The organism is Veillonella intestinalis (genome assembly GCF_943192895.1).
In the GTDB taxonomy this organism is placed as follows: domain Bacteria; phylum Bacillota; class Negativicutes; order Veillonellales; family Veillonellaceae; genus Veillonella_A; species Veillonella_A intestinalis.
Genome location: NZ_CALPCB010000007.1, coordinates 38,792 through 56,654, shown reverse-complemented (window position 1 = coordinate 56,654; position 17,863 = coordinate 38,792). Strand labels below are relative to the sequence as shown.

18 protein-coding genes are annotated in these 17,863 nt (G+C 40.5%); all 18 read left to right on the top strand.

Going from position 1 to position 17,863, the window contains the following annotated elements:
* Window positions 1–8 precede the first annotated feature (8 nt).
* Window positions 9–1,286, top strand: coding sequence for an amidohydrolase (locus NFR27_RS06820; protein ID WP_251443569.1), 1,278 nt, complete (start codon window positions 9–11; stop codon window positions 1,284–1,286).
* Window positions 1,287–1,434: 148 nt separating this feature from the next.
* Window positions 1,435–2,991 (top strand): ABC-F family ATP-binding cassette domain-containing protein, encoded by a 1,557-nt coding sequence (locus NFR27_RS06815; RefSeq protein ID WP_251443566.1) that lies wholly within the window; start codon window positions 1,435–1,437, stop codon window positions 2,989–2,991.
* 11 nt (window positions 2,992–3,002) lie between these two features.
* A complete protein-coding gene (gene folE, locus NFR27_RS06810) occupies window positions 3,003–3,584 on the top strand; it encodes a GTP cyclohydrolase I (RefSeq protein ID WP_251443563.1) in 582 nt (193 codons plus the stop codon).
* Entirely contained in the window at window positions 3,562–4,398 is an 837-nt protein-coding gene (folP, locus tag NFR27_RS06805) for a dihydropteroate synthase (protein ID WP_251443560.1), read from the top strand. Before folE ends, folP begins: the two co-directional genes overlap by 23 nt.
* Window positions 4,398–4,760 (top strand): dihydroneopterin aldolase, encoded by a 363-nt coding sequence (folB, locus tag NFR27_RS06800; protein WP_251443557.1) that lies wholly within the window; start codon window positions 4,398–4,400, stop codon window positions 4,758–4,760. The genes folP and folB overlap by 1 nt, the downstream gene beginning before the upstream one ends.
* Window positions 4,761–4,849: 89 nt before the next feature.
* Window positions 4,850–5,323: a 2-amino-4-hydroxy-6-hydroxymethyldihydropteridine diphosphokinase gene (folK, locus tag NFR27_RS06795; RefSeq protein WP_251443554.1), complete on the top strand. Its 474-nt coding sequence runs from the start codon at window positions 4,850–4,852 to the stop codon at window positions 5,321–5,323.
* Window positions 5,324–5,420: 97 nt separating this feature from the next.
* Complete coding sequence (ftsL, locus tag NFR27_RS06790) at window positions 5,421–5,729, top strand: cell division protein FtsL (RefSeq protein ID WP_251443551.1); 309 nt, start codon at window positions 5,421–5,423, stop codon at window positions 5,727–5,729.
* Window positions 5,730–5,860: 131 nt separating this feature from the next.
* Window positions 5,861–6,346: a S1 domain-containing RNA-binding protein gene (locus NFR27_RS06785; RefSeq protein ID WP_251443548.1), complete on the top strand. Its 486-nt coding sequence runs from the start codon at window positions 5,861–5,863 to the stop codon at window positions 6,344–6,346.
* A gap of 61 nt (window positions 6,347–6,407) precedes the next feature.
* Window positions 6,408–7,304, top strand: a complete 897-nt coding sequence (locus tag NFR27_RS06780; RefSeq protein ID WP_251443545.1) for a Ppx/GppA phosphatase family protein — start codon at window positions 6,408–6,410, stop codon at window positions 7,302–7,304.
* Between the two features lie 18 nt (window positions 7,305–7,322).
* Complete coding sequence (gene tilS / locus NFR27_RS06775) at window positions 7,323–8,705, top strand: tRNA lysidine(34) synthetase TilS (RefSeq protein ID WP_251443542.1); 1,383 nt, start codon at window positions 7,323–7,325, stop codon at window positions 8,703–8,705.
* Window positions 8,706–9,248 (top strand): hypoxanthine phosphoribosyltransferase, encoded by a 543-nt coding sequence (gene hpt / locus NFR27_RS06770; protein WP_251443539.1) that lies wholly within the window; start codon window positions 8,706–8,708, stop codon window positions 9,246–9,248.
* 125 nt (window positions 9,249–9,373) lie between these two features.
* Window positions 9,374–11,296 (top strand): ATP-dependent zinc metalloprotease FtsH, encoded by a 1,923-nt coding sequence (gene ftsH, locus NFR27_RS06765; protein ID WP_251443537.1) that lies wholly within the window; start codon window positions 9,374–9,376, stop codon window positions 11,294–11,296.
* An 89-nt stretch (window positions 11,297–11,385) separates the two neighbouring features.
* Window positions 11,386–12,372: a biotin--[acetyl-CoA-carboxylase] ligase gene (locus NFR27_RS06760; RefSeq protein ID WP_251443534.1), complete on the top strand. Its 987-nt coding sequence runs from the start codon at window positions 11,386–11,388 to the stop codon at window positions 12,370–12,372.
* Between the two features lie 5 nt (window positions 12,373–12,377).
* Window positions 12,378–13,145, top strand: coding sequence for a type III pantothenate kinase (locus tag NFR27_RS06755; protein ID WP_251443530.1), 768 nt, complete (start codon window positions 12,378–12,380; stop codon window positions 13,143–13,145).
* Window positions 13,129–14,127, top strand: coding sequence for a tRNA dihydrouridine synthase DusB (gene dusB / locus NFR27_RS06750; RefSeq protein WP_251443527.1), 999 nt, complete (start codon window positions 13,129–13,131; stop codon window positions 14,125–14,127). Before NFR27_RS06755 ends, dusB begins: the two co-directional genes overlap by 17 nt.
* A 117-nt stretch (window positions 14,128–14,244) precedes the next feature.
* The gene (gene greA / locus NFR27_RS06745; RefSeq protein ID WP_251443524.1) at window positions 14,245–14,718 is read left to right on the top strand and encodes a transcription elongation factor GreA; all 474 of its coding nucleotides are present in this window, start codon (window positions 14,245–14,247) and stop codon (window positions 14,716–14,718) included.
* Window positions 14,719–14,765: 47 nt separating this feature from the next.
* On the top strand, window positions 14,766–16,307 hold the full coding sequence (lysS, locus tag NFR27_RS06740) for a lysine--tRNA ligase (protein WP_251443521.1): 1,542 nt from the start codon (window positions 14,766–14,768) through the stop codon (window positions 16,305–16,307).
* A gap of 267 nt (window positions 16,308–16,574) precedes the next feature.
* Window positions 16,575–17,855 (top strand): serine--tRNA ligase, encoded by a 1,281-nt coding sequence (gene serS, locus NFR27_RS06735; protein WP_251443518.1) that lies wholly within the window; start codon window positions 16,575–16,577, stop codon window positions 17,853–17,855.
* Window positions 17,856–17,863: the final 8 nt, after the last annotated feature.

The following is a 17,863-nucleotide window of genomic DNA, read 5'->3' as shown; positions in this document are numbered from 1 at the left end:
GTGTATTCATGCATAATAAGGAAGACGTATTAGCGGTGAGTCAGTCGCTTGCAGTTCGTGAACAACGCCTTCGTCAGGCGATTCAAGAGGCAGACGGGTCACTAATTGAATTAGCTACCTATTTGCATGAAAATCCTGAACTTGGTTTGCAAGAACATAAAGCTGTAGCTGCTATCAGTCAGTTGTTAGAGCAATATGGGTTTGCAGTTACTGTGGATGTAAGTGAGGGGCGGATTCCTGAATTAGCAACGTCTTTACGTGCTGATAAAGGCGGTCTAGAAAGTGTTAGTGGAAGTGATAGCGACTGTACTAGCAAAAGCACTAAAGAAAGCACTAAAGAAAGCACTAAAGAAAATCCTAGAGAAAGTGACGTATATAAGATGGCTTTTCTTGGTGAATATGATGCATTACCAGGCTTAGGACATGGTTGTGGTCATAATTTAATTGCCGCTATGAGTGCAGGAGCTGCTATTGGCTTTGCCGCAGCTGTACCAGAAGCGCACACTACATTTTTTGGTTGTCCCGCTGAAGAAACTGTAGGTGGCAAAGTATTTATGGCTGAAGCTGGTGTGTTTAAAGGCTATGCAGGTGCTTTGTTAACACATCCAGCGGATGTAAATGAATTGGGCGGTTCATCATTAGCGAGTCATCCATTGGAAGTTACGTTTCATGGGCGAACCGCTCATGTGGCGAATTTGACCGATAAAGGTGTGAATGCACTCGATTGTGCTGTAGCTTTATATAGTGAAGTCAATCGCTTAAAAGCGCAATGGGGATCAGAGGTCGTCATAGGTCAGATATTTACTGAAGCTGGTGAAGCGCCTAATATGATTCCTCATACAGCTACCCTACATATGACTGTACGAGCTCATACAGTGGATTTTTTAGAAAATGTAGTGTTGCTTACGATAAAGCGTGCCGCTGATATGATTGCTAAAGCACAAGGGGCACAAGTTTCATACCAACACTATGAGCCACTTTTTAAAGATTTGCGTGAAGATAAAGGGTGGCAACAGTTGGCGGCGCAAGTCATGACTGAGTGGGGCGTGGCACCGACTATTCTGCCTGATGATGTAGCAGAGGGTAGCACTGACATGGGTAATGTGTCGCATGAGATACCAACGGTACAATTGACATTAGCGATTGGTGAGCATATGGGGTTACATACACCAGAATTTGCTGAAGCTACAGGCTCGCCAGCAGGGTTGGCGGCCATTCAAAAAGGCGCCCATATTATGGCTATTATGGCATTACGTCATTGGTGGCAACAACAAGGACAATCTTGATTACTAAAAGTGATAGTATGCATGAAAGTAATGGCTATAGGTGGCGTTTTTGACATCCCTATAAAATAAAGGTAAAATATAATATGGTTAATAAAGCCGTCTGTTTCAGGCGGCTTTTACATTAGATATACGTGTTGGGAGATGACTGATGAGTGTATTAACAGTATCCCATGTGACCCATGGATTTGGAGCACGTCAAATTTTAGATGATGCTTCTTTCCGCTTGTTAAAGGGTGAACATGTTGGATTGATTGGTGCTAATGGTGAAGGTAAGTCTACGTTCTTAAATATCATTACGGGTAAAATTTTACCTGATGAAGGAACGGTTACTTGGTCTAATAAAGGGACTGTAGGTTATTTGGATCAGCACAGTGTGTTGGCTGAAGGACAGACTATTCGTGATGTATTGCGCGATGCGTTTAGTGATTTATTTGAATTAGAAGGTCAGTTACAAGCCGCTTATAATGAAATGACAGATTGTGACGAAGATCGTATGAATGAATTGCTAGAGAAAACTGGTGAGTGGCAAGAAGAATTAGAGCAACGAGGGTTTTATGAAATTGATGCTACCATTGAACGGACTGCGCAAGGATTAGGTCTAGTGGATATTGGTTTAGACCGTTTAGTTAATGAGTTGAGTGGCGGTCAGCGCACCAAGGTATTGCTTACTAAATTATTACTTCAAAAGCCTACCATTTTATTATTAGACGAACCAACTAACTATTTAGATGTGGAGCATATTGCTTGGTTGCAAACTTATTTGCAGGCTTATGAAAATGCTTTTATTCTCATCTCTCATGATATGGAATTTTTAAATTCTGTAGTTAATGTAATTTATCATATTGAACAAGCTCAGCTAACGCGTTACACAGGCAATTATGAACAATTCTTAGCGGCCTATGAAGTACAGCGGGCGCAGGCGTTAAAAGCCTATGAGCGACAACAGCAAGAAATTGCTCGTATGGAAGACTTTATTCAGCGCAACAAGGCTCGCGTTGCTACGCGCGGTATGGCGAATTCCCGAGCTAAACGATTAGAAAAAATGGACTTATTAGAAAAACCTAAGGTGCATTTGGAAGTCTCCTTTGGCTTTAAGGAAGGGCGTACGCCAAGTCGTTTCATTGTGACGAGTGAAGATTTAGTACTGGGTTATAATGAAGCCTTAACAAAACCTGTTAAAGTGTCCTTAGAACGAGGTCAAAAGGTAGCCGTTCGAGGTGTTAATGGTTTAGGTAAGACAACCTTATTAAAAACACTGTTAGGTTTTATTAAACCATATGCAGGTACCGTTGAGCGAGGCGACTTTTTGCAGGTAGGTTATTTTGAGCAGGAAGACAGTGCTCATAATGATATGACTGCATTAGATTATATTTGGAATGCGTATCCGGCTATGACTAATGCGGAGGTGCGAGCGGCTTTAGCAAGATGCGGGTTAACTAATGAGCATATTACAAGTCAAATGCGTGTGTTGTCTGGTGGTGAAAACGCCAAAGTAAGGCTTTGCAAGTTGATGCAAGAGTCTTATAATGTGTTGGTTTTAGATGAGCCGACGAATCATTTAGATGTGGCAGCTAAGGAAGAATTAGCTGACGCCCTACGTCGTTTTAAAGGAACGGTTTTATTGGTAAGCCATGAACCAGAATTTTACCGCTCTTGGATTACTCATGAGTGGAATGTAGAGGATTGGACCACTAAAATCGTATAGGAGGTCTTGTTATGAAAGAACAGGCCAGTGAGGGTATTGCTCAATTTTTAAGAGCTTTGGGCATTGATTTACAGGCGGCTGGGATGGAAAAAACACCTCAGCGTGTAGCTACTTTATATGAAGATTTGTTCTCCGGTATGCATGTTAATAGTGCAGATATATGGGGTGAAATATTTCCTACGGAGTATAAAGGTTTGGTAGCGGTTACTGATATACCTTTTTATTCTGTATGTGAACATCATTTAATGCCTTTTTTTGGTCATGTAGATATTGTGTATCAACCAAAAGAAGGGCGTGTTGCAGGCCTTAGCAAATTGAGTGATCTGGTAAATGTTTTTGCAAAACGGCCTCAGTTGCAAGAACGGATGACACGAGAGCTAGCAACAGCTATTGAAACGGATTTACAAGCGGAAGGTGTTGTAGTTCGCATTAAGGCGACGCACTTATGTATGCTTATAAAAGGTGAATTACAGCAAGGTACGGCAGTGGTGACGATGGAATGTCGCGGCGTACTAAGTAAGACAGGTCAACTTCGAGAAGAAGCTATGGCTATATTAGGAGGTACGACGGATGTTCAAACGACGCAGTTATAAATGGAGTGACGGTAAAACCTTAGAGTTGAATAATAGCACTCTCATCATGGGTATTTTAAATGGCACCCCCGATTCTTTTTCTGATGGGGGGAAATATAATAATCCTAAGGCGGCGGTAGCGCATACTAAGGAAATGGTTGCTCAAGGGGCTGATGTGATTGATCTTGGTGTAGAATCTACACGACCAGGGCATACTCATATTTCCGTGGCAGAAGAAATTAGCCGTATGGAAGCTTTGTTAGGGCCTGTTTTAGAGGCGTCTAAGGTGCCCGTATCAATTGATACATACCGCGCTGAAACAGCTGATTATGCACTTTCTCAGGGGGCTCATATTTTAAACGATATTTGGGGGCTTCGGTATGACCCTGATATTGCTGCTGTAGCGGCTAAATATAAAGTACCGGTTATTATTATGCATAACCAAGATAATACAGAATATGGTGATATTATTGAAGATATGAAGGCTTTCTTTTTTGCTTCTGTAGATATTGCGTTAAAAGAAGGGGTTATGCCACAGAATATTTGGCTTGATCCGGGTATTGGCTTTGGTAAAACAGGCGAGCAAAATATTGAGGTTATGCAACGTTTAGGCGAGCTAACGGCCTATGAATATCCTGTATTGTTAGCCCCTAGCCGTAAACGTTTTATTGGTACTATGCTCAATGAGTGCCCCGCTGATCAACGGGATGAAGGTACTGTGGCAGCTTGTATTACCGGCTTAATTCAAGGTATTGATATGGTTCGCGTTCACAATGTGGACATGCATAAGAAAGCCTTAACAGTGGCGGATACCTTGTTGAGAGGAGAGTTTTAATGGATAAGATTGTCTTAAAGAACATGGGCTTTTTTGGTTATCATGGCCATTTAGATTCTGAAACAAGCCAAGGGCAACGTTTTTTTGTGGATGTAACTGTTGTGACAGATTTAACAAAAGCGGGACAGTCTGATTTGTTAGAAGACTCTATTAATTATGTAGAAATTTATAATACGGTAGAACGGATTGTTACAGGCGAACCACATAAGCTATTAGAAAAGGTAGGCACTTTAATTGCTGATGAATTGTGGAATAATTATCGCGGTATAGTTGGTTTGGCTGTCGCTGTACGAAAACCAGCAGTGCCTATTCCAGGTATGTTGGACTATGCAGAAATTACAATCACTCGTGGGCAGATGTAAAGGTTTGGGTGTCACCGTTTGATCGTATTTAATAATTGGTCGTATTTAATAATAGGATTAAATCACTGCATGTCAGATGAGGTTATAATATGAACTATGTGTATTATATTAGTTTAGGTTCGAATTTAGGGGATCGCCAAGCTTATTTAGATCAGGCTATTGCAGGGTTACGAGCTACTGATGGTATCATGGTAGTAGAACCGTCTACTTGGCTTGAAACGCCACCTTGGGGCAATACAGAACAAGGGCCATTTTTAAATGGAGTGGCGAAAGTGGTGACGTCCTTAGAACCAGTGGATATGTTACATACTATGCAGCAATTAGAACAGGCGGCAGGCCGTAAGCGTATTATTCATTGGGGGCCTAGGACTTTAGATTTGGATATTGTTTGGGCTGAAGCTGAGGATGGCGTGCCATTGTCTGTTACTACCGAAGAATTACAAATTCCTCATCCCTATATGTGGGAGCGAACTTTCGTATTGGTACCATTGCAGGAAGTGTATCCTGATTTTGCCTTTCATGGGCAATCAATAGCGTCGCGTATCGCAGAATTACAAGCATAATATCTTGTTAAAAAGCCATTAAAATGTAATTGAACCCCTTTGGTAATGATGTTATAATAGGTTCATTCACAAGGTTGATAGACAAAGAGGTACAGTTATGGCAGATGAGGCGAGAGAAAAAAATATAAAGCGCAAACGGCCACAACCTAGACGAAACACTGTAGTGTTTTGGTTACAGATTATTTTTGTTGTAGTTGGTGTGTTTATCATTTTTCGTACAGGCTATGAGATTTATATGATTAAGCAACAACAACAGCAATTAGAACTTCAAATTAAGGATTTAAAAGAACGTAATGAAGCCCTTGAACAAGAGCGTCAACGATTGCAAGATCCTAAGTCAATTGAAGAGGTGGCGCGCGAAGAATTGGGCCTCGTAAAACCAGGCGAGGTACCGTATGTAAAATAAACTGTAAAGTAAGCTAGGACATTCGTGAAATAGCAGTTGACAAGGTTTTTCATAGACCTATATAATGAACATAGTGTGCATAGATTAGGTGCAACAACAGTTTTTTGAATTTAGGAGGACATCGGGTTAGCATGGCCATTGAAGTTGGTAGTGTTCTTGAAGGCACAGTTACGGGTATCACGAAATTTGGCGCGTTTGTAGATTTAGGTGACAAACAAACTGGGTTAGTGCACATTTCAGAAGTAGCAAATGAATATGTGGAAAATATTTCAGATTTTATTAAAGAACAAGACAAGGTAAAAGTTAAAGTTCTTAGTGTAGATGAAAAAGGTAAAATTAGCTTATCTATTAAGCAAACACAGCCTAAGCCAGAAGTGGCAGCACGCGCTCCTAAAGGTGAAGGGCGTGAGCCAAAAGAGTTTCGTCCTTATCAACATGATGGACATAATCGTGCAGCTCATGAAGGGAATCGTCGTAATTCCTTTGACCGTAAAAGTGGTGGCATGTCCTTTGAAGATAAAATGAGTCGTTTCTTAAAAGATAGCGAAGAACGATTAACTGATTTAAAACGTAATACAGAATCCAAACGAGGCGGTCGAGGCGGTCGCAGAGATTAATGTATGAGATGATGCGGAGCTCCGCATCATCTTTTTTATATCCATATATTGAGGTGACGATATGAGTGAAAATATAAAGAAAATTGGCATTGTTGACTTAGGATCCAATTCATTTCGACTTTTGTTAGGAACCTATGAAGCTAGCCAATGGCAGTGGGAGCCTAAACGTTTGTGGAGTACTCGGTTAGGTAAGCGAAGCACTGATGGAAATTTAACAGCTGAAGCGATAGAACGTAGTCTTGACGCTCTTGTAGAGATTCAAGAGGCCATTAAAGCTTATGGAGCAACTCAGGTGGTAGGAGTGGCTACTAGTGCTATACGAGAAGCGAGCAATGGGGCTGACTTTATGGCGAAGGCTATGGAGGTTTGCCCTATGGAGTCACACATTATTAGTGGTGAAGAAGAAGCGACTCTTGGTTTTGAAGGGGCTGTAACAACTTTTCCTGCAGATAGTCGTCACTATGGGCTTATTGATATTGGCGGTGGCAGTACGGAAATAGCTTTAGGGACTCATGAGCGGACTTATTGGCAACGGTCATATCCTATTGGGGCGGTGCGTTTGAAAGAGCGTTCGGATGAAGGTCCACAAGAAGTGTGGCAAGAGACGAGACCTTGGTTTGAGCCATTACCTATAGAAGGGCCTTTTGGTGAGTTTATAGCTGTTGGCGGCACCGCGACTACCTTAGCGGCTATGCATTTGAAGCTGGAGGTTTATAATCCAGGTGTGATTCAAGGCCATCAGTTAAGCCGTGAGGTTATCGAAGCGATGCTATTAGAATTGCGTTATATGACGCCAGAAGAGCGTTTGGCAGTGCCAGGGCTTCCTAGTAATAGGGCTGATATTATTGTAGCCGGTGGCGAAATTCTAACATCCTTTATGGATTGGTATGAAATCCCTTATGTAATTGTTAGTGAACGAGATGGCATGGAGGGAATGGCCGCTAGATTAGTTAAATAAGAGTAAGAGGAAGGAACAATGAATAGTATTCAGCGTTTTGAATCTCAAGTTTTGGCGTATGAACGAACTCATGGAACGGTACCAAAGGGAAGTCGTGTTTTGGTAGCTTGTTCAGGTGGTCCTGATTCAGTAGCTTTACTTCATTGGTTAGTTACTTGCAAAGGGGCGAACACAGAAGCAAATTTACAATTAGGCGTAGCTTGTGTAGATCATTCTTTGCGTTCTGAGAGCAGAGATGAATTACTGTTGGTGAAGGCATATGCTAGTCAATATGGGGTACCATTTTATGAATTCACCATTGAGGCAGCGAAGGTGGCTAAAGAACGTAAACAATCGATAGAAACGGTGAGTCGTGATTTGCGGTATGCGTTTTTTAGAGACATAATGAAGAAAGAAGCTTATGCGTATATTGCCACAGCGCATCATCAAGATGACCAAGGGGAAACTATATTGGCTCATTTACTGCGTGGGGCTGGTACTAAAGGACTTCAGGGGATGCATTGTGTGGAACAGGATTTATGGCGTCCTTTTTTAGGAGTAACTAAGGAAGTAATCTTAACATATTTAAAAGAGTTGGGGCTTACATATGCTCATGACATGACAAATGATGAACCCTTATATTTGCGTAATCGTTTACGCTTAGAGTTGTTGCCTCTATTGAAGACTTACAATCCTAATATAGTGGCTACATTAGCTCGTTTAGGGGAGAATATGGTAGCTGATGAAACGTATTTGCAGGGTGCAACCGACGAAGTATGGGAGCGGGTCTGTTGCTCTATTGATGAAACAAAGCCCGAAATTATCTTACAACGAGCAGCTGTAGCGGCGTTGCCTGAGGCTTTATTCTATCGTTTGTGGCAGCGAATTATGGCTTTCTTCCAGGATACAGGCACCTTTTCACAAGCACAATTACAAGAACTTCGAGCTGTGGTTAAGGGAAAAAAAAGGAAATATTTTATTCGTTCTCAGATGAAGGTTACGGCACAATATGATATAATACAAGTTGGACGTTTAAACGTTACACCGAAGGCAAACATAAGATATCGCTTGAAAGGACAGCGATTGGTTACTTGGTTAGGACCGCATGAAGAGGCACCGCCGTTGCAGGCTGGTGAGACCATACTTGTGCCACAACACTTAGCCAAGGAAGGTCCTAACTTGCGCCATCGTCAAACCGGTGATCGCATAGCGTTACGTCGTAAAGATGGATACATTTGGGGTCATAATAAGCTAAAAGATTGGCTCATTGATCAAAAGATTCCACAAGCCGAGCGAGATTCGTTATGGTTTTTATGTGGTGATGCGGTAGTGTTTGCTTTAGTTAAGCCTAAGGCGCTCACAATTGTATGGGACGAACAGGCAACTACGTATTGGGCTTGTTCTATCGAGGAGGAAGATTAAATGTTAGATTCCATTAAGGAAGTATTGATTTTACAAGAAGCATTACAGGAACGCGTTGCTGAATTAGGTAAACAAATTTCTGCTGACTATAAAGGTGAAGACGTTGTACTTGTGTGCGTCCTTAAAGGGGCGGTTATGTTTTTTGCCGATTTAGCACGTGCTATTGAGGGAAATGTGACACTTGATTTTATTTCCTGCTCTAGTTATGGTAATAGCACTGAAAGTAGTGGGGTTGTACGTATTTTAAAAGACCTTGATAAACCAGTGGATGGCAAGCATGTCATCGTGGTTGAAGATATTGTTGATACGGGTAATACACTACATTATTTATTGGAAAATTTAAAAGCGCGTAATGCTAAAAGTGTGCGTTTAGTAGCTTTACTTAATAAGCCAGATCGTCGTACTGTTGAAGTTCATGTAGATTATCAAGGCTTTGTTGTACCTGACTATTTCGTAGTGGGGTATGGCCTAGATTATGCCGAACAATACCGCAATTTACCGTATATTGGTATATTGAAAGAAGAAGTGTATCAATCGAAGTAATCGAATGTATACAATGAAATGCATTGTATGTACGATGAAAATATGTTAATATGTTTGTCAGAGTATATTTTTCGATATAGAAATGGCAGATTCCATGTTGAGAACTTTGTGAAAGGGGTAATAGATTGGGTCGTTTTATGAAAAATGCACTGCTTTACATTTTAATTATTGTAGCGGCTGCTACAGTGATTAATTCGTTTTCCAGTACAAATACGGCAAAGTCAGAGATTAGCTATACGAGCTTCTTACAGCAAGTAGCTCAGAAAAAGGTAGAAAAGATTACCATTACTGATAATCACTCCATTGTAGGTACATTAAAGAATGGTACTGAGTTTAGTACATATGCACCAACAGATCCTACCTTAATGAATCAACTGACTCAAAATGAAGTTGAAATTACAGCAAAACCACCAGAACAACCATCTTGGTGGATGGGGCTTCTTAGCTCTGTATTACCAATTTTCTTGTTAATTGGTGTTTGGTTCTTCATTATGCAACAAACTCAAGGTAGTGGTGGGCGCGTAATGAATTTTGGCAAAAGCCGTGCGAAAATGCAGGGTGAAGGCAAAGTAAATGTAACATTCAAGGATGTAGCTGGTGCTGATGAAGCTAAGCAAGAACTTGAAGAAGTAGTAGAGTTTTTACGTAATCCAGGTAAATTTAATGCGATTGGCGCTAAAATTCCTAAAGGGGTACTATTGTTTGGCCCTCCAGGGACTGGTAAAACTTTATTAGCTCGTGCTGTAGCTGGTGAAGCGGGCGTTCCATTTTTTAGCATCAGTGGCTCCGACTTTGTAGAAATGTTCGTTGGTGTTGGTGCTTCTCGTGTGCGTGACCTCTTTAGCCAAGCTAAGAAAAATGCGCCTTGTATTATCTTTATTGACGAAATTGATGCAGTAGGTCGTCAACGTGGTGCTGGTCTTGGTGGCGGTCATGATGAACGTGAACAGACCTTGAATCAGTTGCTTGTAGAAATGGATGGCTTTGGTGCTAATGAAGGGATCATTACCATTGCGGCAACTAACCGCCCAGATATTTTGGATCCAGCATTACTTCGTCCAGGTCGTTTTGACCGTCAAGTAACAGTAGATAAACCAGACCTCCGTGGTCGTGAAGCTATTTTGAAAGTGCATGCTCGCAATAAACCATTAGATGAAGATGTTAACTTGCAAACTATTGCGAAGAAAACACCTGGGTTTACTGGTGCTGATTTAAGTAATTTACTTAATGAAGCAGCTTTGTTAGCCGCTCGTCAAAACCGCAAAAAGGTATCCATGGCTGATTTAGAAGAAGCTAGTGAAAAAGTAAGCTATGGTCCAGAACGTCGTAGTCATGTTGTAAGTGATAAAGAACGTCGTTTAACAGCTTACCATGAATCAGGGCATGCGATTGTGGCTCATTTATTGCCAGAAGCAGACCCAGTTCATAAGGTAACGATTATTCCTCGTGGCCGTGCTGGTGGTTACACTATGATGTTACCAGTAGAAGAGCAAAACTATATGACAAAATCACAAATGTTAGCACGCATCCGTGTAGCTTTAGGCGGTCGTTGTGCAGAAGCATTAGTGTTGAAGGAAATCAGTAGTGGTGCTTCTGGTGACTTACAGCAAGTGACAAACATTGTTCGTCATATGATTACTCGTCTTGGCATGAGTGATGAATTAGGACCACTTGTATTTGGGGAACATCAAGAACAAGTATTCTTAGGGCGTAGCCTTGGTCATGAACGTAACTATGGTGAAGCAGTAGCTGAGAAAATTGATGCAGAAATGCATAAAATAGTATCTGAAGCATACAATGATGTAATGCAATTGTTATCGGATAATATTGAGTTTTTACATAATATGGCCAATGTGTTATTAGAAGAAGAAACCATTGATCATGAACAAATTGAAAACTTGTATAAGTACGGTACCATTACAGACCCTAATAAGGTAGAAGTAAATGAAGCAAAAAGTGCGTTAGAAGCAGCTGGTATTATTGTGCCAGATGCGATTGCAACAGAATCTACAGCAACGACTGAAGAATCAACTGCAAAAGATAACTAGCCTTATACAAGCGAATAATAATCGGTATACACCGATTGGCATAGGGCCGCCGGTAGGCGGCCCTTTTTCATAAAGGAGGCACCGGCGTTATGAGAGATGCAATTTTAGAATTGTTACGTGAGAATAAAGGGAATTTTGTGTCAGGTCAGCGTATGTCAGAACATTGTGATGTATCCCGCACAGCTATTTGGAAACATATAGAAGCACTGCGCAAAAAAGGCTATGTTATTGAATCATTTACTAAAAAGGGGTATCGACTCATGGAAGAGCCTGATGTAATGAGCTGGCTTGAAATGGAATCCGTATTAACCACTAAGACATTTGGACGCAATTATCAGTATTTAGAGAGTGTAGAGTCTACAAATCGGATTGGTCGCGATTTAGCTAATGAGGGTGCTCCGGAAGGCACTGTAGTTGTGGCTGAAGAGCAAGTGGCTGGTCGAGGTCGCTTGGATCGTGGCTGGTATTCTCCCTATGGTAAAGGTTTATGGTTCAGTATAATTTTGCGTCCTAAATTTTTACCTATAGAGGCTCCTAAATGTACTCTTATGGCTGCTGTAGCGTTAATCAAAGCCTTTCGTCGGTTAGGCTTACAGACTGCTGGCATTAAATGGCCTAATGATATTCTTGTCAATGGTCGTAAATTAGTGGGCATTTTAACTGAAATGAACGGTTCTATGGAAGAAATTTCTTACATTGTCATGGGGATCGGAATTAATACGAGTAGCACTTTAGAGGAAATTCCTGACTTTTTAAAAGACATTGCTACCTCCTTTGCTATGGAAGGTGTTGAGGTAGACCGGCGTGAAGCATTAAATACTATTTTAGAAGAATTAGAAATGCAGTATAATAAAGTATTGGCTGAAGGATTTAATAGTACTTTGGCAGAATGGAAAGAACTAAGTATTACCCTAGGCAAGCAAGTAGAAGTGCGGGCTCCAGGTAGTACCTATGAAGGTAAGGCCATCGACCTTGATCAAGATGGCAATCTTATGATAGAACGTGCTGATGGCTCCGTAGAACGAGTGGTGGCCGGTGACGTATCCATACGACCAGCACATAAAGTAGGAGGCTAATTTACATGTTATTAGTGATTGATGTAGGAAATACCAACATTGTTCTAGGCGTATATGATAAAAAGGAATTGGTAGGTCATTGGCGCATTTCTACGGATCGAGTACGCACTACTGATGAGTATGGCGTTATTATTATGAATTTATTTTTCCATGACCGTCAGGTTAATGTGAATGATATTGAGGCAATTATCATTTCGTCCGTAGTACCACCATTGATGCCAACCTTAGAACGGGTATGTTTACGTTATTTTAATGTAAAGCCGATTATTGTAGGACCTGGAACTAAAACGGGGATGGCCATTAAATATGACAATCCTCGCGAAGTGGGGGCTGACCGCATCGTAAATGCTGTAGCGGCTTATGAAAAATATGGTGGCCCATTAATCGTCATTGATTTTGGGACAGCCACTACATATTGTGCCATTTTAGAAAATGGTGATTATATTGGTGGGGCTATTGCACCAGGGGTACAAATTTCAGCAGAAGCATTATTCCAACGAGCTGCTAAATTACCTCGTATTGAGGTGCGTAATCCAGGGCAAGTTATTTGTCGCAATACGGTGACATCCATGCAATCAGGCGTACTCTTTGGATATGTAGGCCAAGTAGAAGGTATTGTAGGGCGTATGAAAAAAGAAATGCCGCCGAATGTTAAAGTAATTGCTACTGGTGGGTTAGCTCATTTAATCAATGCGGAAACAAATGTAATTAATCATATTGAACCTATGTTAACACTAGAAGGATTACGATTATTGTATGAAAGAAATAAATAATGACATTTGGCATATTGGTTCAGTGGCTATTTCTGGACGCGCTATACTAGCACCTATGGCTGGGGTTAGCGATATTGCGTATCGTTTACTGGCTGAAGAACAGGGCGCAGCGTTAGTATGCACGGAAATGGTAAGTGCTATGGGCATTAAATATGAAAATGAGCATACAAAAGACTTACTGTTTATGGAAGACGTAGAACATCCTGTGTCTATGCAGATTTTTGGTTCTGATCCTGAAGCTATTGCCTTAGCGGCTAAGGTGGTAGAGCGCGCGGGCGCTGACATAGTAGATATTAATATGGGCTGTCCTGTGAAAAAGGTAGTTTCATCTGGTGATGGCTCTGCGCTTATGAAAACACCAGATTTAGCAGCGCGTGTGGCAGAAGCGGCCGTGCAAGCCGTGAAGATACCAGTAACGGTGAAAATGCGGCTAGGTTGGGATGAGACGTCTAAAAATGTGCTTGATTTTGCTCAGCGGATTGAGTCTGTTGGTGTAGCAGCTATAGCTGTTCATGGCCGTACTCGAGAGCAGATGTATATGGGTAAGGCTGATTGGACGTATATTAAAGCTGTTAAAGAGGCTTTGTCGATTCCTGTTTTGGGGAATGGTGATGTAGTGGATGCCATATCTGCTAAGGCGATGCTAGAGGAGACAGGCTGTGATGCCGTACTTATAGGGCGTGGTGCACAAGGGAATCCGTGGGTGTTTAATGAGGTGAATCACTACTTGCAAACTGGTGAAATATTACCTAAGCCAACGGCAGTAGAGCGCCTTCATATGTTGCGTCGCCATTTTGAGTTACTATGTAAATATAAAGGTGTGCCGCTAGGAGTTCGAGAAATTAGGACCCATGCGGGCTGGTATATTAAAGGATTACCAGAAGCGGCCAAGTGGCGCAATCGGATTAACACATTACATACGATGGAGTCTTTTAAAGAGGCCTTAGCCACTTATGAAGCAGAATTGACAACGGCAATGTAATATTGATATAATGTTACGAGTAAATTACGTAAATATATGTGATGATAAAGTAAAGGTGTCAGTATATTGACACTTTTTCTTTATAGCTAAATGAAATATAGAAAGAGGAGTTCTATTATGGCAGAAGTAAAAGAAACGCTGTTAACCGCAGAAGGTCTTAAAAAACTAGAAGAAGAATTAGCGCATTTCAAATCTGTACGTCGTATTGAAGTAGCTCAGCGTATTAAAACAGCTATTGAATATGGTGATATTAGTGAAAACTCAGAATATGATGATGCAAAAAATGAACAAGCATTCATTGAAGGCCATATTATCGAATTAGAAAACAAAATTAATACGGCTAAAATTATTGATGAAAGCACTCGTAAGAATGTTGTATCCGTAGGTAGTAAAGTTAAACTATTTGACGAAGAATACAATGAAGAATTAGAGTATGTAATTGTAGGGTCTTCTGAAGCAGATCCTTTCAATAATCGTATTTCCAATGAATCCCCTGTAGGTAGTGCTATTTTAGGCAAGAAAAAAGGTGCTAAAGTAGAAGTAAACACACCTGATGGAGTAGCAACATTTAAAATTTTAGCAATTAGCTAAGTAGAAGTATTCAATACGATGACGTATGAAGTTAGGAGGCCATGTAAGTGAGCGAAGAAAAAGCGACTACCGTACAAGAACAACAACAAGAATTAAATGATCAAATGTTAATTCGTCGCGAAAAGCTTGCACAATACGAGGCAGACGGAGTGTATCCTTTTGGCCAGCGTTTTGTAGTACAGCAGCATGCGGCAACAATAAAAGACAACTTCCGTGATTTTGAGGACCAACCAGTAACTGTGGCAGGTCGTGTTATGACAATTCGATCCCACGGTAAAACTGCCTTTGCCAATATTCGTGATTTATCGGGAGATATTCAGATTTATTTGCGTAAAGATATGCTTGGTGAAGAGGCATATAAGCATGTTAAAATGCTTGATATGGGCGATATCGTAGGTGTAGAAGGTCATGTATTCCGCACTCATATGGGTGAAATCACGATTAAAGTTGATAAATTAACATTGCTTTCTAAATCCTTGCGTCCATTACCTGAAAAATGGCATGGTTTAAAAGATACAGAACTTCGTTACCGTCAACGTTATGTAGATTTAATTGTAAATCCAGAAGTGCGCGATACGTTTGTGAAACGTACACAAATCGTAGCTAAAATGCGTCAATATATGAATGCTCATAACTTCATGGAAGTAGAAACACCAATGCTTCATGCGATTCCTGGTGGTGCGGCAGCGCGTCCGTTCATTACCCACCACAATGCTTTGGACATTGACATTTATATGCGTATTTCTCCAGAATTACATTTGAAACGCCTAATTGTAGGTGGTTTAGAGCGAGTATTTGAAATCAACCGTTCTTTCCGTAATGAAGGGATTGACAATCGTCATAATCCAGAATTTACAATGATGGAATCCTATCAGGCATATGGTAATTTTGAAGATGCTATTGAATTGACTGAAAATATCGTAGCTTATTGTGCTCAAGAAGTATTAGGTACAACTAAGATTAATTATCAAGGCACTGAAATTGATTTAACGCCACCTTGGAATCGTATTACGATGCAAGAAGGGATTAAAAAATATACCGGCGAAGATTTCGATGCGGTAGAAACTTTAGAAGAAGCTCGTGCTATTGCGGATCGTTTGAATGTAGAATATAGCGAACGCGATGGTATTGGTAAAATCATTAATCTTTGCTTTGAAGATTATGTAGAAGAAAACTTAATTGAACCAACTATCGTATATGGTCATCCAATGGAAATTTCCCCATTGGCTAAACAAAACCGTGAGAAACCATTGACTACAGAACGCTTTGAAGCCTTTGTTTATGGTCGTGAATTAGCAAATGGTTATTCCGAGTTAAATGACCCAATTGACCAACGTCAGCGTTTCGAAAAACAATTACAAGAACGTGCTGCTGGTGATGATGAAGCTCATCGCATGGACGAAGATTTCGTAGCCGCTCTTGAATATGGTTTACCTCCAACTGCTGGTCTTGGTATTGGTATTGACCGTTTAGTTATGTTCTTAACTGATTCAGCTTCTATTCGTGATGTCTTATTATTCCCACTCATGAAACCTGAGTTGGATGTAAAACCAACTGATACAGAAGACAGCGAAGGTGCTGATAAATAAAAAAGCTAAGAGGCTAGTAACGGAGTTGCCGTTGCTAGCCTTTTTGTATAGGCGAACGGTCATTTGTAATGCAAAATGAGCTTTATTGTAATGCAAAATGAGCTTTACTGCAATGCAAAATGGGCTTTATTGTAATGCAAAACTATCTTTTTTGCATTGCAAAAAAGTCCTTTTCCGTGGTAAAAATTAACTAGATGTGGTATGATTAAGTGTAATTAATAATACATGGGTCCTAAGGGGACACTTTTTTAGTAAGAGGTTATGGATATGTTAGATTTACGTTTTGTTCGAGAAAACCTAGAAGCAGTACAACAAAATTTAGATAATCGCCACACCACTGGTGATTTAGAAAACTTTGCAAAACTCTATGATTTGCGCAAAGAGTTGATTCAAGAAGTAGAACAGTTAAAAGCACAACGTAATGCAGTAACTGCTGAAATTAGTGCATTAAAGCGTAATAAAGAAAACGCTGATGATAAAATTGCTGAAATGCAAAAAGTAGGGGATACCATTTCAGAGTTAGATGGTAAAATTCGTGAAACTGAAGCAGCCCTTCAAGATATTGCACTTATGTTGCCAAATATGTGTGATAGCTCTGTTCCTGTTGGGGAAGATGAAAATGACAATCCTGAAATGCGTCGCTGGGGCAATCCGCGTGAATTTGATTTTCCAATTCAAGCTCATTGGGATTTAGGCGAAAGCTTAGATATTTTAGATTGGGAGCGCGCTGCTAAAGAAAGTGGTGCTCGTTTCACATTCTATAAAGGCTTAGGTGCTCGTTTAGAACGTGCGTTAATCAACTTTATGTTAGATCTTCATACAGAACAGCAAGGCTATACAGAAATGATGACACCATATATGGTAACTCGTCAGACCTTGACTAATACAGGGCAATTACCTAAATTTGCTGAAGATATGTATAAAGTAGAAAATACAGAATATTTCTTAATTCCAACCGCGGAAGTTACCTTGACTAATTTCCACAGTGGTGAAATCTTGAGTGTTGATGAATTGCCTAAATATTATACAGCTTTTACAGCATGTTTCCGTGCTGAAGCAGGTTCGGCTGGTCGTGATACACGTGGTCTTATTCGTCAACATCAATTTAACAAAGTTGAAATGGTTAAATTTGCAACACCAGATACTTCCTATCAAGAATTAGAATCCTTGACTGATAATGCAGAAGAAGTGCTTCGCTTATTAGAATTGCCACATCGTGTAATTACACTTTGTACTGGTGATATTGGCTTTGGCTCCGCTAAGACATATGATGTAGAAGTTTGGATGCCAGCGCAAGGTTGTTATCGTGAAATTTCCTCTTGCTCTAACATGACTGATTTCCAAGCTCGTCGTGGTAATATTAAGTTCCGTCGTGATACTAAGAGCAAACCAGAATTTGTACATACTTTGAATGGTTCTGGCTTAGCAGTAGGTCGTACGGTCGCTGCTATTTTAGAAAACAATCAAGAAGCTGATGGATCTGTACGTATTCCTAAAGCATTGCAACCATATATGGGTGGCGTAGAAGTTATTAAACCAGTAAAATAAAGTGTTGT

Bases quoted from the DNA above. Each gene is read 5' to 3' on its own strand.
- hpt (WP_251443539.1), top strand. From the start codon at position 8,706: ATGTTAGATTCCATTAAGGAAGTATTGATTTTACAAGAAGCATTACAG.
- NFR27_RS06815 (WP_251443566.1), top strand. From the start codon at position 1,435: ATGAGTGTATTAACAGTATCCCATGTGACCCATGGATTTGGAGCACGT.
- NFR27_RS06820 (WP_251443569.1), top strand. From the start codon at position 9: ATGCATAATAAGGAAGACGTATTAGCGGTGAGTCAGTCGCTTGCAGTT.
- NFR27_RS06785 (WP_251443548.1), top strand. From the start codon at position 5,861: ATGGCCATTGAAGTTGGTAGTGTTCTTGAAGGCACAGTTACGGGTATC.
- folE (WP_251443563.1), top strand. From the start codon at position 3,003: ATGAAAGAACAGGCCAGTGAGGGTATTGCTCAATTTTTAAGAGCTTTG.
- serS (WP_251443518.1), top strand. From the start codon at position 16,575: ATGTTAGATTTACGTTTTGTTCGAGAAAACCTAGAAGCAGTACAACAA.
- folB (WP_251443557.1), top strand. From the start codon at position 4,398: ATGGATAAGATTGTCTTAAAGAACATGGGCTTTTTTGGTTATCATGGC.
- folK (WP_251443554.1), top strand. From the start codon at position 4,850: ATGAACTATGTGTATTATATTAGTTTAGGTTCGAATTTAGGGGATCGC.
- tilS (WP_251443542.1), top strand. From the start codon at position 7,323: ATGAATAGTATTCAGCGTTTTGAATCTCAAGTTTTGGCGTATGAACGA.
- dusB (WP_251443527.1), top strand. From the start codon at position 13,129: ATGAAAGAAATAAATAATGACATTTGGCATATTGGTTCAGTGGCTATT.
- NFR27_RS06780 (WP_251443545.1), top strand. From the start codon at position 6,408: ATGAGTGAAAATATAAAGAAAATTGGCATTGTTGACTTAGGATCCAAT.
- greA (WP_251443524.1), top strand. From the start codon at position 14,245: ATGGCAGAAGTAAAAGAAACGCTGTTAACCGCAGAAGGTCTTAAAAAA.
- ftsL (WP_251443551.1), top strand. From the start codon at position 5,421: ATGGCAGATGAGGCGAGAGAAAAAAATATAAAGCGCAAACGGCCACAA.
- NFR27_RS06760 (WP_251443534.1), top strand. From the start codon at position 11,386: ATGAGAGATGCAATTTTAGAATTGTTACGTGAGAATAAAGGGAATTTT.
- NFR27_RS06755 (WP_251443530.1), top strand. From the start codon at position 12,378: ATGTTATTAGTGATTGATGTAGGAAATACCAACATTGTTCTAGGCGTA.
- folP (WP_251443560.1), top strand. From the start codon at position 3,562: ATGTTCAAACGACGCAGTTATAAATGGAGTGACGGTAAAACCTTAGAG.